At 52.6% G+C, this 15463-nt stretch carries 12 protein-coding genes; 5 read left to right on the top strand and 7 right to left on the bottom strand.

The genetic code is table 11. The features are described from left to right. Positions 1 to 318: 318 nt before the first annotated feature. From glcA to glcD, 6 genes are all read right to left on the bottom strand, one after another. On the bottom strand, positions 319 to 2001 hold the full coding sequence (glcA, locus tag A7Z29_RS18710) for a glycolate permease GlcA (protein WP_000259282.1): 1683 nt from the start codon (positions 1999 to 2001) through the stop codon (positions 319 to 321). 355 nt (positions 2002 to 2356) lie between these two features. Then, a complete protein-coding gene (gene glcB / locus A7Z29_RS18705) occupies positions 2357 to 4528 on the bottom strand; it encodes a malate synthase G (protein WP_105290619.1) in 2172 nt (723 codons plus the stop codon). Between the two features lie 21 nt (positions 4529 to 4549). Then, positions 4550 to 4954: a GlcG family protein gene (locus tag A7Z29_RS18700; protein WP_000853256.1), complete on the bottom strand. Its 405-nt coding sequence runs from the start codon at positions 4952 to 4954 to the stop codon at positions 4550 to 4552. Positions 4955 to 4958: 4 nt separating this feature from the next. After that, complete coding sequence (gene glcF, locus A7Z29_RS18695) at positions 4959 to 6182, bottom strand: glycolate oxidase subunit GlcF (protein ID WP_105290618.1); 1224 nt, start codon at positions 6180 to 6182, stop codon at positions 4959 to 4961. Positions 6183 to 6192: 10 nt separating this feature from the next. Next, entirely contained in the window at positions 6193 to 7245 is a 1053-nt protein-coding gene (gene glcE / locus A7Z29_RS18690; protein WP_105290617.1) for a glycolate oxidase subunit GlcE, read from the bottom strand. Continuing rightward, entirely contained in the window at positions 7245 to 8744 is a 1500-nt protein-coding gene (gene glcD, locus A7Z29_RS18685) for a glycolate oxidase subunit GlcD (RefSeq protein ID WP_105290616.1), read from the bottom strand. Before glcD ends, glcE begins: the two co-directional genes overlap by 1 nt. Positions 8745 to 8994: 250 nt before the next feature. On the opposite strand from glcD, the gene glcC reads away from it, so the two are divergent. Continuing rightward, on the top strand, positions 8995 to 9759 hold the full coding sequence (glcC, locus tag A7Z29_RS18680) for a transcriptional regulator GlcC (RefSeq protein WP_029365893.1): 765 nt from the start codon (positions 8995 to 8997) through the stop codon (positions 9757 to 9759). A gap of 82 nt (positions 9760 to 9841) precedes the next feature. Here glcC and yghO read toward each other — a convergent pair whose 3' ends face one another. Continuing rightward, positions 9842 to 10966: a protein YghO gene (gene yghO / locus A7Z29_RS18675; protein WP_105290615.1), complete on the bottom strand. Its 1125-nt coding sequence runs from the start codon at positions 10964 to 10966 to the stop codon at positions 9842 to 9844. A gap of 378 nt (positions 10967 to 11344) precedes the next feature. On the opposite strand from yghO, the gene A7Z29_RS18670 reads away from it, so the two are divergent. The 4 genes from A7Z29_RS18670 to spt are packed head-to-tail and all read left to right on the top strand — an operon-like array spanning position 11345 to position 15429. Then, positions 11345 to 13066, top strand: a complete 1722-nt coding sequence (locus A7Z29_RS18670; protein ID WP_206748680.1) for a fatty acyl-AMP ligase — start codon at positions 11345 to 11347, stop codon at positions 13064 to 13066. Continuing rightward, complete coding sequence (locus A7Z29_RS18665) at positions 13063 to 13977, top strand: NAD-dependent epimerase/dehydratase family protein (protein ID WP_105290613.1); 915 nt, start codon at positions 13063 to 13065, stop codon at positions 13975 to 13977. The genes A7Z29_RS18670 and A7Z29_RS18665 overlap by 4 nt, the downstream gene beginning before the upstream one ends. A gap of 31 nt (positions 13978 to 14008) precedes the next feature. Next, positions 14009 to 14257, top strand: coding sequence for an acyl carrier protein (locus A7Z29_RS18660; protein ID WP_000248097.1), 249 nt, complete (start codon positions 14009 to 14011; stop codon positions 14255 to 14257). After that, positions 14257 to 15429 (top strand): serine palmitoyltransferase, encoded by a 1173-nt coding sequence (gene spt / locus A7Z29_RS18655; protein ID WP_000524983.1) that lies wholly within the window; start codon positions 14257 to 14259, stop codon positions 15427 to 15429. Before A7Z29_RS18660 ends, spt begins: the two co-directional genes overlap by 1 nt. The last annotated feature ends 34 nt before the right edge of the window (positions 15430 to 15463 follow it).

The raw sequence follows: 15463 nt of genomic DNA, 5'->3' as shown, positions 1-15463 counted from the left end.
TTTAACAAACAAAAAAGTAACAATTATTCACAATGTGACTATCTCAAGCTGTTGATAGTTTTAACGATTGCGATTGCAAAAGCAACAGATAGCACGGTGTTTACTCATCAAGCGAACATAATTAATACAGACTTGTTTTGCGGGACAAAAAAATAGATATTCTCACGCACTTAATTATTTAGCGGATTATCTGAACGCAAAACATTATTGCTGCATAGATAATAAATCGGGAAATGATTTTTTAATTAATAAGACAGAATAATGTAACCAGCAAAGAATGAAGCCGGATGATATTGACGATCATCCGGCTTTGTTGACTTACGAGACTAACATTCCGGTAAACACATACGCCTGCAACAGCGTGATAATGCCAATAACGCTGGCAAAGATCAGACTGTGTTTCACAGTGTAGCGGAACAGTTCAGATTCTCTGCCCACCATACCTGTCGCGGCGCAGGCCACGGCGATAGATTGCGGGGAGATCATCTTGCCAGTTACGCCGCCGCTGGTGTTTGCTGCCACCAGCAGAGTGTCAGAGACGTTGATTTGCTGCGCCGTGGTCGATTGCAGTGAACCAAACAGGGCGTTCGAGGATGTGTCCGAGCCGGTAAGGAATACCCCCAGCCAGCCAAGGAACGGTGAGAAGAACGGGAACATTACGCCAGTGCCCGCCAGTACCAGCGCCAGCGTGGTGGACATACCGGAATAGTTGGTCACGAAGGCAAATGCCAGCACCATGCCAATCGACAATATCGGCCACTTCAGGCTAATTAGCGTTTCGGCAAAGACGCCAATGCCTTTCTTGATCCCCACGCCGAGGATGAAGATAGAGATAATCGCCGCAATAAAAATAGCGGTGCCGCCAGCAGAGAGCGGGTCGAATTTAAAAACCGCATCCATCGGTGTCGGCTGGGCGACAATGGGCGCCGCTTTCAGTACCTGCTGATGCAAATGAGGGATCTGGAAATTAATCACCAGCGAATAAAACGCGCCGCCCGGAGCAAATAACGCTTTAAATGGCTTCATCGTCCAGATGGTGACCAGCACCGTTAAGATTAAAAACGGTGACCACGCACGAATGATTTGCCCCAGACTATATTCTGAAGGCACGGGACCGCCAGAAGACGGTTTATTCACCACCATCGCACCTGCGGATTGCCCCATGCTGATTGCCGTTTCGGTATTTTTCGGCCGCCATACTTTAAGGAATAAAGAGAGTGAGACGATACTCACCAGCGCCGAAGTAATATCCGGCAGTTCCGGGCCAATATAGTTAGAAGTAAAGAACTGAGTAACCGCAAAGCTACCACCCGCAACCAGCGCCGCTGGCCACGTCTCTTTCACCCCTTTCCAGCCGTCCATCATCGCCACCAGCCAGAACGGCACAAGAACTGACAGGAACGGCAACTGACGTCCCGCCATTGCACCAATATCAAACGGATCGATTCCCGTTACCTGACCGGCGACCAGAATTGGCACACCCAACGCACCAAACGCCACCGGCGCAGTGTTGGCAATCAGGCACAGCCCCGCCGCGTATAACGGTTTGAAACCCAGCCCCACCAGCAACGCACCGGTAATCGCCACCGGTGCGCCAAAGCCAGCCGCCCCTTCCAGCAGTGCGCCAAAGGAGAAACCAATCAGTAACACCTGCAAACGCTGATCGTCGGTGATAGAGATAACCGAACTGCGGATAATATCAAACTGCCCGCTGGCAACGGTTAATTTATAGAGGAATACCGCTGCGACAATAATCCACGCAATCGGCCATAAGCCATAAATAAAGCCATATCCCGCAGCAGCAAATGCCATATCGATCGGCATTTTAAAGGCGAATATCGCAATCAGGATAGATAATATAAGGGTTATTGCTCCGGCGACATGTCCTTTCAGACGTAATACCGCGAGTGCAACGAAGAAGAATATTATCGGGATCAAGGCGACCAGAGCGGATAGCCCCAGTCCTCCCATCGGCATATACATTTGGGTCCAGGTAACCATATTGTTCAGTCTCTTATTATCTTTATATGCTTGATATACTTAAGGTTGTAATAAGCAAAAGAGGACCGAACTGTAAAATATAGGGGTTATACTTTACAGCAACAGCACGCTGCTAACGCAATTGCTACCTCTGGCATAACAAGTATATCGGGTAAGGGTTTCTGTTCCGCGCACGCAGGCGCAGAGTATCGTTAAGATGTCCATATTGTTGTTTTAATCCCGCTAGTGATGCGCTACGGGTATTTAATATTGTTAAACCCTGATAATCGCTCCGGTTATTTCCGGGGTAAATGTACTACCGCAGTAACTATAATAGCCCCGACAATAAAACTTGCCGGGGCTTTTGCTATTGCTATTAATGACTTTCTTTTTCGCGTAAACGCCAGGCATGTAATAACGGTTCGGTATAACCGTTTGGCTGTTTCACACCGAGGAAGATTAAATCGCTGGCGGCTTTAAATGCACACGAGTTAGCGAAATTCCCCACCATCGGACGATACGCCGGATCGCCAGCGTTTTGCTGATCCACCACTTTCGCCATGTTCTCCAGCGACGCCTGCACCTGTTCTTTGGTCAGAATACCGTGACGTAACCAGTTGGCGATATGCTGGCTGGAGATGCGCAGCGTTGCGCGGTCTTCCATCAGCGCCACGTTGTGAATATCCGGCACTTTTGAGCAACCAATCCCCTGCTCTACCCAACGCACCACGTACCCCAGAATCCCCTGCACGTTGTTATCCAGCTCTTGTTGGATCTCTTGCGCCGACCAGTTCGCGTTTTCAGCGACCGGAATAGTCAGCAGATCGTCCAGCAGAGGTTCAAATTCAGCATTGAACTCGGTCTGAGCAATGTTGGCTTGCACGCTCTGTACGTTGGTTTGGTGGTAGTGCAGCGCATGGAGCGTAGCGGCAGTTGGCGACGGAACCCAGGCCGTGTTTGCCCCGGCACACAGCTGGTCGCCCTTCTGGCTGTACATGTTTGCCATCAGGTCCGGCATTGCCCACATGCCCTTACCGATTTGCGCTTTACCGCGCAGCCCACAGAACAGACCAGACAGCACGTTATTACGTTCGTAGGCTTTGATCCACGGCGTCGATTTCATCTGGTTTTTACGCAACATCGGGCCAGCTTCCATCACCGAATGCATCTCATCACCGGTACGGTCGAGGAAGCCGGTGTTGATGAACGCCACGCGGTTGCGTGCCTGAGCGATACAGCTACGCAAGTTCAGCGAGGTTCGGCGTTCTTCATCCATAATGCCCATTTTCAGGGTATTCGGTGCCATACCGAGCATTGTCTCAATGCGGGTAAACAGTTTGTTGGCGAACGCCACTTCCTGCGGACCGTGCATTTTCGGTTTCACAATATAGACACTGCCAGTGCGCGAGTTTTTCTGCACTTTTAAATCATAGAGGGCAATCGCGCCAGTCATGACGCCATCAAGAATGCCTTCCGGGATTTCATTGCCTTCACTGTCCCAAATCACAGGAATGGTCATCAAATGACCCACGTTGCGGATAAACAGCAACGAGCGTCCGTGCAGAGAAATTTCAGAGCCATCGGCGGCGGTGTACTGACGATCGTCATTCAGTTTACGCACGATTTGCCGACCGTTTTTCTCCATTTTCTCTTGCAGAGTGCCCTGCATCAGGCCCAGCAGGTTGCGGTACAGCAGGATTTTGTCCTCGGCGTCAACCGCAGCGACCGAGTCTTCACAATCGAGAATGGTACTGATGGCAGCTTCGACGATTACGTCGTTGATGTGCGCCGGATCGTCTTTACCAATCCGCCCGTTGGCATCGATTTGCAGCTCGATATGCAGGCCGTTATTTTTCAGCAAAATGCAGGTCGGCGCAGCGGCATCGCCACGGTAACCGACAAACTGTGCTGGAGTACGTAACGTGGTTTCTTTACCATTTTTCAACTGGATGCGTAATTGTTTATCGACCACCTTAAACGCCACCACATCCTGATAGCTGCCGTTTTCCAGCGGTAGTGATTCGTCAAGAAAATGACGAACCCAGGCAATAACCTGCTCACCGCGCTGCGGATCGTAGCCGCTGACCATCGCCCCTTCCTGCGGGATGATGTCGCTGCCGTATAACGCATCGTACAGTGAACCCCAGCGAGCGTTCGCCGCGTTCAGCGCGTAGCGGGCATTCATTGCCGGAACCACCAGTTGCGGCCCCGCCTGGCTGGTGATTTCGCTGTCGATGCCCGTGGTTTCCACCGTCACGTGCTCCGGTTGCGGCACCAGGTAGCCCAGTTCACGCAGGAAAGATTTATAGGCCGCTTTATCTTTTACCGGCCCCGGATTGCTGCGATGCCACTCATCAAGCGCCGCCTGAATGCGATCGCGCTCTGCCAGCAACTGACGATTTTCTGGTGCCAGATCGTGAACAATCTCATCAACATTGCGCCAGAACGCGGCAGCATCCAGTTCCACGCCCGGCAAAACTTCTTCATCCACAAAACGTTTAAAATTGGCGTCAATGCGTAAACGGCCCTGGGTTATGGTTTCACTCATTATTTATCTCCTCGTTTTCGCTTATTTCGCCAACACCGCTGCTGCCGCTTTCGCGACCTGCGCATCCTGTGCTCCGGTTAAACCAGAAACGCCCACGGCACCAATAATTTGCCCATCCACAACAACCGGTACGCCGCCTTCCAGCGACGTCAGTAACGGCGCAGTCACGAACGCGGTACGTCCGTTGTTCACCATCTCTTCATAGCCCTTAGTTTCACGACGCCCCAGCGCGGCAGTACGCGCTTTCTCCTGGGAGATGTAAGCCGCAATCGGCGCGCAATCATCCATGCGGCTTAACGCCAGCAGATGACCGCCGTCATCTGCAACAGCAATGGAAACAGACCAGTTATTTTTCTGCGCCTCTTCCTGACCTGCGGCAATAATTGCACTCGCCATTTGCTGGCTAAGAATGACTTTAGTTTTCATTTTTTTATTCCTTTTCAAGGGCTTGTTCTACAATTTCAATCCAGTGACGCACAGAGGTACGACCGGCGCTCACCAGATGCGTCTGGCAACCAATGTTGGCGGTGACGATCATTTCCGGTTTGCCGCTTTCCAGCGCATTCATTTTGTTATCCCGTAGCTGGCGCGCCAGATCGGGATGCGTTAACGCATATGTTCCCGCCGACCCGCAGCACAGATGGCTATCGGGAACGTCGGTTAAGGTAAATCCAAGACGAAGTAACACTTTTTCCACTTCGCCGTTCAGCTTTTGCGCATGTTGCAGGGTACACGGGCAGTGGAAGGCCAGTTTTTTATCGCCGCGAATCGCCAGTTTTTCCAGCGGTTCCTCGCGCAACAGTTCGACTAAATCGACCGCCAGTTCACTGACCTGACGTGCTTTATCGGCATACAGCGCATCGTTTTTCAGCATCTGCCCATACTCTTTGACGAACGCACCGCAGCCGCTGGCAGTTTGCAAAATTGCCTCGGCACCTGCTTCAATTGCGGGCCACCAGACATCAATATTATTGCGCGCCCGCGCCAGCCCTTTCTCCTGCGCATTAAGATGATAGTCCACCGCGCCACAACAGCCTGCTTCGTTAGCTGGCATGACGCTGATCCCCAAACGATCCAGCACTCGCGCAGTTGCCGCGTTGGTGTTGGGCGAAAGCGTAGGCTGGGCGCAGCCTTCCAGCATTAAAACCCGACGCTTATGGCGCAGCGGCGGACGCGGTTTAGCTTTCACCGTTTCGGCAGGCAGTTTTGCTCTGATCTGTTCCGGCAAAAACGGTCGCAGCACCAGCCCTACCTGCGTCAGCGCGCGGAAGACCGCCGGACGCGGCACCACCTGGCGCAGCCCTTCGCGCAGCATTCGCTCCGGCAGTGGACGTTTCACCTTCTGCTCGACAATATCACGCCCGATATCCAGCAGAGTGTGATAGCGCACACCAGAAGGACAGGTGGTTTCACAGTTGCGGCAAGTGAGACAGCGATCGAGATGCTCCTGCGTTTTAAGCGTAACTTCGTTGCCTTCCAGCACCTGTTTAATCAGATAGATGCGCCCGCGCGGCCCGTCCAGTTCATCCCCCAGAAGCTGATAGGTTGGGCAGGTTGCAGTACAAAATCCGCAGTGAACACAGGCGCGCAGGATGCTGTCGGCTTCCAGCGCGCGCGCGTTCTGACGCATCTCTTCGGTTAATCGGGTTTGCATAGCCTGCTCCTCATAGTTCCGCGTACATGCGACCGGGGTTAAACACGCCGCAAGGGTCGAGCTGCTTTTTAAGCTGCTGGTGATAGCGGAATAAGGGAGTCGGTAGCGGAGCAAAGCCGCCATCTCCGGCACTAAAGCGAGTCGCATGACCGCCAGCGTTGCGGGCGATGCGGTGGATTTGATTGTCATCGGCTGTCGATTTCAGCCAGCGTAACGCGCCGCCCCAGTCGATCAGTTGCTCGCCGGGTAAATCCATCATCGGCGCATCGGTGGGTAAGGAAATGCGCCATAAAGTGCCCGGTAATGAGAAGAACGGCAATTGTTGTTCGCGCAATTGCTGCCAGAACTGACCAGCGACCTCTTCGCCACCCAGCAGTTCACGCGCTGCTTTTACCGATCCTTCACCGCCTTCAAGGCGGAGCCACAAGGCGTTGTCGAAATAACATAAGCCGCTAATGGGAAGTGGCTGGAGTTGCCACTGGGCGATTTCACTCATGGCTTCTTGTAGGTTGATTTCCCGCCGCAGGCTCAAGGTAGCGCGCGGTCGCGGCAACACTTTCATTGAGATTTCAGTGAGTACGCCAAGACAACCGTAGCTTCCGGCCATTAACCGCGAGAGATCGTATCCGGCGACGTTTTTCATCACTTCGCCACCAAAACGCAGATGTTTTCCAGTGCCGGTAATGATGCGCGTACCGAGGACAAAATCGCGTACTGAACCGCTCCACGGGCGACGCGGCCCCGCCAGTCCGCAGGCGACCATCCCGCCCCAGGTGGCTTCTTCACCATAATGCGGCGGCTCGCAGGGGAGCATTTGCCCCGCACTTTCCAGCGCCGCTTCAATCGCCACCAGCGGCGTTCCGGCGCGAGCGGTGATCACCAGTTCGGTCGGGTCGTAATTAACAATGCCGCGATGGCAACGCACATCCAGCGTTTGCCCGGCGACAGGGCGACCTAAAAAGGCTTTGCTATTGCTTCCCTGAATTACCAGCGGCGTTTTATCACTAATCGCCTGATTCACCTGCTCCAGTAACACCTGGCTGTAATCACACTCGCGTAGCATCAGAAACGCTCCAGTTCAGGGAAAGGTAAATGACCGTGATGCACGTGCATGGCACCAAATTCAGCGCAGCGGTGCAGTGTGGGGATGTTTTTCCCTGGGTTCAGCAAACCATCGGGGTCAAACGCCGCCTTGACCGCATGGAAGGTCGTGATTTCATCGCTGTTGAACTGGGCGCACATTTGATTGATTTTTTCGCGCCCGATGCCATGTTCCCCACTGATGCTGCCGCCCACTTCAACGCAGAGTTCGAGGATCTTCCCGCCCAGCTCTTCCGCGCGGGCAAATTCACCGGGTTCGTTGGCATCGAAAAGGATTAACGGGTGCATGTTGCCGTCTCCGGCATGAAAGACGTTGGCGACGCGTAAATCATATTGCTGCGATAAACGGGCAATGCCTTCCAGTACGCCAGGCAGGGCGCGACGCGGAATGGTGCCATCCATACAGTAGTAATCCGGCGAGATACGCCCCACCGCCGGGAAGGCGTTTTTGCGTCCGGCCCAGAAACGCACGCGCTCCGCTTCGTCCTGTGCCAGACGGACGTCAGTCGCGCCCGCTTTCAGCAAGATGTCGTTAACCCGCTCGCAGTCTTCCTGTACGTCAGACTCCACGCCGTCCAGCTCGCACAACAAAATCGCTTCGGCGTCGACGGGATAACCGGCATGAATAAAATCTTCCGCCGCGCGGATCGACAGGTTATCCATCATCTCCAGCCCGCCGGGGATAATGCCATTGGCGATGATGTCACCGACGGCGAGTCCGGCTTTTTCTACCGAGTCAAAGCTGGCTAACAGAACCCGCGCCACGGGCGGCTTCGGCAGCAGTTTTACCGTCACTTCGGTGGTCACGCCGAGCATACCTTCCGATCCGGTAAACAGCGCCAGCAGGTCAAAACCAGGCGAATCCAGCGCGTCCGATCCCAGCGTCAGCGCCTCGCCGTCCAGCGTTTGCACTTCAATTTTCAGCAGGTTATGCACGGTTAAACCGTATTTCAGGCAGTGGACGCCCCCGGCGTTTTCCGCCACATTACCGCCAATCGAACAGGCGATTTGTGAGGAAGGATCCGGCGCGTAATAGAGATTATGCGGCGCAACGGCCTGGGAGATCGCCAGGTTACGCACGCCCGGCTGCACGCGCGCGCGGCGACCAACGGGGTTAATGTCGAGGATCTCTTTAAAGCGCGCCATCACCAACAACACACCTTTTTCCAGCGGCAGCGCGCCACCAGAAAGCCCGGTGCCTGCACCACGGGTCACCACCGGTACACGCAGGCGGTGGCAGACAGCCAGAATCGCCGCCACCTGTTCCATCTGCTTAGGCAGAACAACCAGTAATGGACGCGTGCGATACGCGCTCAACCCGTCACACTCGTAAGGAATGATCTCCTCATTGGTATGCAGGATCTCCAGTCCAGGGACATGCTCACGCAGTGCTATCAGTACCGATGTGCGGTCGACATCGGGTAAAGCGCCATCAAGACGCTCTTCGTATAAGATGCTCATGAGTAGGCTTCGCTTTGTTGTGTTGTGTGGCAGCTGATTTTTGCGCGCTGCTTCTGTGAACAGTTATTAAGCGGGCTTTTTGTTTTCGTCTATCTCTTTAGCTACCGGTCAGACCATTTTTTTTCCAGCTCTGTGACCTTGCATTGGTTAACTTAATGTTAAATTGATGTAACATAATCACTTACGTGATGTGCGTGTTTTGCGAATTAAGAACAGAAAAATTGGTCCTACCTGTGCACGAGGTCCGGGAATGAAAGATGAGCGTCGCCCTATTTGCGAAGTGGTTGCAGAGAGTATCGAACGGTTGATTATCGACGGCGTGTTGAAGGTTGGGCAGCCGCTTCCTTCAGAGCGCCGACTGTGTGAAAAGCTCGGCTTCTCACGCTCCGCACTGCGCGAAGGGCTGACTGTGCTGCGCGGGCGCGGGATTATTGAAACGGCGCAGGGGCGTGATTCCCGTGTGGCTCGTCTTGATCGGGTGCAGGACACCAGCCCGCTAATCCATCTGTTCAGTACGCAGCCGCGAACGCTGTACGATCTGCTCGACGTTCGCGCACTGCTGGAAGGTGAATCAGCCAGGCTGGCGGCAACGCTGGGAACCCAGGCTGATTTTGTCTTGATAACCCGCTGTTATGAAAAAATGCTCGCCGCCAGTGAGAACAACAAAGAGATTTCGCTGATCGAACATGCGCAGTTGGATCACGCTTTTCATCGGGCGATTTGTCAGGCTTCCCACAATCAGGTGCTGGTATTTACTCTGCAATCATTGACCGACCTGATGTTTAATTCGGTGTTTGCCAGCGTGAATAATCTCTATCATCGACCACAGCAGAAGAAACAGATCGATCGCCAACATGCGCGGATCTATAACGCGGTTTTACAACGGTTGCCGCATGTCGCCCAGCGCGCCGCCCGCGATCACGTGATGACCGTAAAAAAGAATCTCCACGATATCGAGCTGGAAGGCCACCACTTGATTCGCTCGGCGGTGCCGCTGGAGATGAATCCGGGGTGAATGTGAGCCGAGTTTTCCTCCTCACCCTAACCCTCTCCTCGAGGGGCGAGGGGATCGCCCCTGCGCTTAATGGGAGCTGGTATTAAATGTGCTTTTCATACAATCGGTAACGTTTATACGGCTCCGCCCCAATGCGTTCCAGCATGTTATTCATGCCTGTATTGGTTTCGAGGATCCATGACATCTCCAGCGCATCGATCTTTCTGCGGGCAAACGGATCGCGTAAGGCTTCAATAAGCAACAACGCGATCACCGGGCCGATGCGGCTAAACTGATACTCGTCACGTACCCCCATCAGCGGCACTCGCGCAGTTCGCACACCGCTGACTTTTAAGCGCCACAGCAATTTTGCCCAGCCGAAGGGAAAGAGCGATCCATTCAGATCGGCAATCGCCTCGTTGATGTTCGGTAAGCCGACAATAAACGCACAGGGTGCAGAATCTATCTCAGCGATGTAGATCATATCGTCCGGCACCAGGTATTTAAGCTGATCGCCCATGGTCGCAAATTCGCGTTCGGTAAACGGCACAAATCCCCAGTTGTGCTGCCATCCAGAGTTGAAAATCTCACGCAGGATCTGCATTTCTTCGGCAAACCTCTGGCGATTGATGCAGCGAATGGTCACCTTCTTGCGTACCTGCTCCATCAGTTTTTTTAGCGCCGGAGAAAAAGTGAGATCGGTTCGCTGCATCCACCACGCCAGTAGATCAATGCCTTTGCGATAACCCAATTGTTCAATATGCGCGGCATACCACGGTTTACCGTGCGGCATCATCGCGCATGGCGGTGTGTCAAAACCTTCAATCAGTAATCCGCTTTCCTGATTGATATTCAGGCTGAAAGGTCCGCTGATGTTGCGCGCGCCTTGTGACTTCAACCACGCTTCCGCTGCGCCAAATAAAGCGGCAAAAACCTGCGGATCATCAATGGCATCAATCATACCGAAATGACCAGTATCTTCACCGTAACGCTCACGGTGCAAGGTATCGATTTGCGCGGTAATGCGCCCGACTATCTGCCCCGCTTTTTTTGCCACCCACGCCTGCCAGATAATATGCTTCGTCCCCGGATTCTTCTCTGACAAATGCTCGCTGCGTTCAATGAATAAAGGAGGGATCCAGTTTGGATCATCGGGATAAAGTGATGACGGAAAAGCGATAAATGCCTTAAGGTCATGTTTATTTATTACTTTTTCAATTTTAATCATCAGCGTCTCGCATTCCCTACCTCAATGGCTAACAAATAATTAACGGAGGGAATACGGACAATAACCGAGATATTCGGCATCTAAATAATCCATCCGATGAATATAAAATACTGCTTTTAATTATTGCGATAAAACCATCACCTACATTATCTGAAAAATATTAATATTTAGTGCTTAATGCGGCCAGACAGGCCATTTGCTTAATATATTCACAAATCAAATATCATTCACAATAAAAACAAAAAAGTTAAAATCATTATTTAAATCAATGTTCAATATCGCTCCCGTGAAAATACTATCTCATTTATCTTTTATGCATATATAATCCACCGCATTATTGTCATTTTATTTTTGATATCCAATTTTCTCGTGGTGTATATGTCTAATAAAATTTTTACGTATTCCCTGCCTATGCGCTATGCCGATTTTCCAACGCTGGTTGATGCTTTGGATTATGCCGCTCTGGGCCGCGCCGGAATGAACTTTTATGACAGACGTTGCCAGCTTGAAGATGAACTGGAATATCACAATTTAAAAGCACATGCCGAAGCAGGCGCAAAGCGGTTGTTATCGCTGAACCTGAAAAAAGGCGATCGCGTGGCGCTGATTGCCGAAACCAGTAGCGGGTTTGTCGAAGCATTTTTTGCCTGCCAGTATGCCGGGTTAGTCGCCGTCCCGTTGGCGATTCCGATGGGGGTCGGTCAGCGAGATTCCTGGAGCGCCAAATTGCAGGGCTTACTGGCAAGCTGTCAGCCTGCCGCGATTATCACCGGCGATGAGTGGTTACCGTTAGTCAATGCCGCGACGCATGACAACCCTGAGTTGCATGTGTTAAGCCATGCCTGGTTTAAATCCTTGCTGGAAGCCGACGTTACGCTCCAGCATCCCGTCCCAGACGATATCGCCTACCTCCAGTACACCTCCGGCAGCACCCGTTTTCCTCGTGGCGTCATCATTACTCATCGCGAAGTGATGGCCAATCTACGTGCCATCAGCCACGATGGCATTAAATTACGTCCGGGCGATCGCTGCGTCTCCTGGCTGCCTTTCTATCATGATATGGGACTGGTCGGCTTTCTCCTGACCCCCGTCGCCACGCAGCTTTCAGTGGATTACTTGCGCACTCAGGATTTCGCCATGCGCCCGCTGCAATGGCTTAAATTGATCAGCAAAAATCGCGGCACCGTTTCCGTTGCGCCACCGTTTGGCTATGAACTGTGCCAGCGCCGTGTGAATGAAAAAGATCTCTCTGAACTGGATCTCTCCTGCTGGCGCGTCGCCGGTATTGGCGCTGAGCCAATCTCCGCAGAGCAACTCCATCAATTTGCTGAATGTTTCCGTCAGGCTAACTTTGACGATAAAACTTTCATGCCATGCTACGGGCTGGCAGAGAACGCGCTTGCCGTCAGTTTTTCTGACGAAACCTCCGGCGTTGTAGTTAACGAAGTGGATCGCGACATCCTCGAATATCAGGGTAAAGCTGTTACGCCGGGTGCTGAAACACGCGCCGTATCGACTTTCGTCAACTGCGGTAAAGCATTGCCGGAACATGGCATTGAAATCCGCAATGAATCAGGTATGCCGGTTGCGGAACGTGTAGTAGGCCATATTTGCATCTCCGGCCCCAGCCTGATGAGCGGGTACTTTGGCGACCAGGTTTCGCAAGACGAGATTGCCGCGACGGGCTGGTTAGATACCGGCGACCTCGGCTATCTGCTGAACGGTTATTTGTATGTCACCGGGCGCATTAAAGATCTGATTATTATTCGTGGCCGCAATATCTGGCCGCAGGATATTGAGTACCTGGCGGAGCAGGAGCCGGAAATCCACTCTGGCGATGCCATTGCGTTTGTTACCGCCCAGGAAAAAATCATTTTGCAGATCCAGTGTCGGATTAGTGACGAAGAACGTCGCAGGCAGCTTATCCACTCGCTGGCGGCGCGGATACAAAGCGAGTTTGGCGTGACAGCGGCTATCGATCTGTTACCGCCCCACAGTATTCCCCGCACGTCTTCCGGCAAACCCGCCCGCGCGGAAGCGAAAAAACGTTATCAGAAGGCCGTCGCCGCTAATCCCCCAGTGCAGGAATCTCTCGTATGAGCCAAACAGTCGCGGTGACGGGTGCTACCGGGTTTATTGGTAAATATATTATCGATAACCTGCTCGTTCGCGGCTTTCATGTTCGCACGTTGACGCGTACTGCCCGCGCTCACGTCAGCGATAACCTCATCTGGGTGCGTGGTTCGCTGGAAGACACGCATTCGCTTAGCGAGCTGGTTGCCGGTGCCAGTGCGGTGGTTCATTGTGCCGGGCAAGTGCGCGGGCACAAAGAAGAGATTTTTACCCGCTGTAACGTTGACGGCAGCCTGCGCCTGATGCAAGCGGCAAAAGAGAGCGGCTTTTGCCAACGTTTTCTGTTTATCTCTTCGCTGGCGGCGCGCCATCCTGGACTCTCCTGGTATGCAAAATCCAAACACGTCGCCGAACAACGGCTTATCGCAATGGCTGACGAAATAACGCTGGGAATTTTTCGTCCGACAGCAGTCTATGGCCCCGGCGATAAAGAGCTAAAACCGCTGTTTGACTGGATGCTGCGCGGCCTGCTGCCACGACTTGGTGCGCCAGATACACAACTCTCTTTCCTGCACGTTACCGATTTCGCGCAAGCTGTAGGCCAGTGGTTAAGCGCCGAAACTGTACCAACGCAAACGTATGAGTTATGCGATGGCGTCCCCGGCGGCTATGACTGGCAACGCGTACAACAGCTTGCTGCTGCCGCCCGTCGTGGTTCCGTGCGGATGGTCGGCATTCCTCTACCGTTGCTCACCTGCCTTGCGGATATCAGCACAACATTAAGTCGTCTGTCTGGTAAAGAGCCAATGCTGACGCGCTCAAAAATTCGTGAATTAACCCATGCCGACTGGTCGGCAAGTAATAACCGTATTTCTGAAGATATTAACTGGTTTCCCGGGATTAGCCTGGAACACGCATTACGCAACGGGCTATTTTGATTGTCTTGTTTAAAGGTGTGTTAACGTTTCTATGGTAAATCGTGAAATAGTAATGGATTACATCCTTTCCTGTTTACAGGATTTGGTCGAAAACGGTGTGGAAATTAAGCCCGACAGCGATCTCGTCAACGATCTTGGCCTGGAGTCGATCAAGGTGATGGATCTCTTAATGATGCTGGAAGACAGATTCGATATTTCCATTCCTATTAATATTCTGCTGGATGTCAAAACCCCTGCGCAATTAATGGAAACACTACTTCCATGGCTGGAGAATAAATAATGGGGCTATACGATAAATATGCGCGTCTTGCTGGCGAGCGACTGCAATTTAGTGATAACGGTTTAACACCGTTTGGCACCTGTATTGATGAAGTGTATTCCGCCACCGAAGGGCGTATCGGCAATAAAAAAGTGATCCTGGCCGGAACCAATAATTATCTCGGTTTAACCTTCAATAACGAGGCCATCGCCGAAGGTCAGGCAGCGTTAGCGGCACAAGGCACCGGCACCACCGGTTCTCGTATGGCGAATGGCAGCTATGCGCCGCATCTGGCGTTAGAAAAAGAGATTGCTGAGTTTTTCAATCGCCCTACTGCTATTGTTTTTTCAACCGGTTATACCGCCAATTTAGGCGTCATCAGCGCACTTGCCGACCATAACGCCGTAGTGTTGCTGGATGCCGACAGCCACGCCAGTATTTATGATGCCTGCTCTCTCGGCGGCGCGGAAATTATTCGTTTTCGCCATAACGACGCCAACGATCTGGAACGTCGCATGATTCGCCTCGGCGAACGGGCGAAAGAGGCGATTATCATCGTTGAGGGCATCTACAGTATGCTCGGCGACGTTGCACCGCTGGCGGAAATTGTTGATATCAAACGTCGTCTCGGCGGTTATTTGATTGTCGATGAAGCTCATTCGTTTGGCGTGTTAGGCGCAACGGGGCGCGGGCTGGTTGAGGCCGTTGGCGTTGAGGACGATGTTGATATTATCGTTGGCACCTTCAGTAAGAGTCTGGCCTCTATCGGCGGTTTTGCCGTAGGCTCGGAAGCGATGGAAGTGCTGCGCTACGGTAGCCGCCCGTATATTTTTACCGCCTCCCCTTCTCCTTCCTGCATTGCGACCGTGCGCTCGTCGTTAAGAACCATTGCCACACAACCAGAGTTGCGGCAAAAATTGATGGATAACGCCAACCATCTGTATGACGGTCTGCAAAAACTGGGTTATGAGTTAAGTTCACATATTAGCCCGGTAGTGCCGGTAATAATCGGTTCGAAAGAGGAAGGTTTACGCATCTGGCGCGAGCTTATTTCGCTGGGCGTTTATGTGAATCTTATCCTGCCACCTGCCGCGCCTGCAGGCATTACGCTGCTGCGCTGTAGCGTTAACGCCGCTCACAGCCGCGAACAAATCGATGCCATCATTCAGGCGTTCGCCACGCTGAAACAGTAATGTTAACCCGTCGTGGTATTACGCCACGGCGGGT

Source organism: Escherichia sp. MOD1-EC6842 (genome assembly GCF_002965705.1).
Lineage (GTDB): Bacteria > Pseudomonadota > Gammaproteobacteria > Enterobacterales > Enterobacteriaceae > Escherichia > Escherichia ruysiae.
Note: the sequence above shows the minus strand (reverse complement) of the source record. Positions and strands in the feature narration are given on the sequence as shown.

What these genes read in the sequence shown, in the direction of transcription:
- glcA (WP_000259282.1), bottom strand. Translation starts at nt 2,001, where the DNA reads ATGGTTACCTGGACCCAAATGTATATGCCGATGGGAGGACTGGGGCTA.
- A7Z29_RS18665 (WP_105290613.1), top strand. Translation starts at nt 13,063, where the DNA reads ATGAGCCAAACAGTCGCGGTGACGGGTGCTACCGGGTTTATTGGTAAA.
- A7Z29_RS18670 (WP_206748680.1), top strand. Translation starts at nt 11,345, where the DNA reads ATGTCTAATAAAATTTTTACGTATTCCCTGCCTATGCGCTATGCCGAT.
- glcD (WP_105290616.1), bottom strand. Translation starts at nt 8,744, where the DNA reads ATGAGCATCTTATACGAAGAGCGTCTTGATGGCGCTTTACCCGATGTC.
- yghO (WP_105290615.1), bottom strand. Translation starts at nt 10,966, where the DNA reads ATGATTAAAATTGAAAAAGTAATAAATAAACATGACCTTAAGGCATTT.
- glcC (WP_029365893.1), top strand. Translation starts at nt 8,995, where the DNA reads ATGAAAGATGAGCGTCGCCCTATTTGCGAAGTGGTTGCAGAGAGTATC.
- glcB (WP_105290619.1), bottom strand. Translation starts at nt 4,528, where the DNA reads ATGAGTGAAACCATAACCCAGGGCCGTTTACGCATTGACGCCAATTTT.
- glcE (WP_105290617.1), bottom strand. Translation starts at nt 7,245, where the DNA reads ATGCTACGCGAGTGTGATTACAGCCAGGTGTTACTGGAGCAGGTGAAT.
- glcF (WP_105290618.1), bottom strand. Translation starts at nt 6,182, where the DNA reads ATGCAAACCCGATTAACCGAAGAGATGCGTCAGAACGCGCGCGCGCTG.
- A7Z29_RS18700 (WP_000853256.1), bottom strand. Translation starts at nt 4,954, where the DNA reads ATGAAAACTAAAGTCATTCTTAGCCAGCAAATGGCGAGTGCAATTATT.
- spt (WP_000524983.1), top strand. Translation starts at nt 14,257, where the DNA reads ATGGGGCTATACGATAAATATGCGCGTCTTGCTGGCGAGCGACTGCAA.
- A7Z29_RS18660 (WP_000248097.1), top strand. Translation starts at nt 14,009, where the DNA reads ATGGTAAATCGTGAAATAGTAATGGATTACATCCTTTCCTGTTTACAG.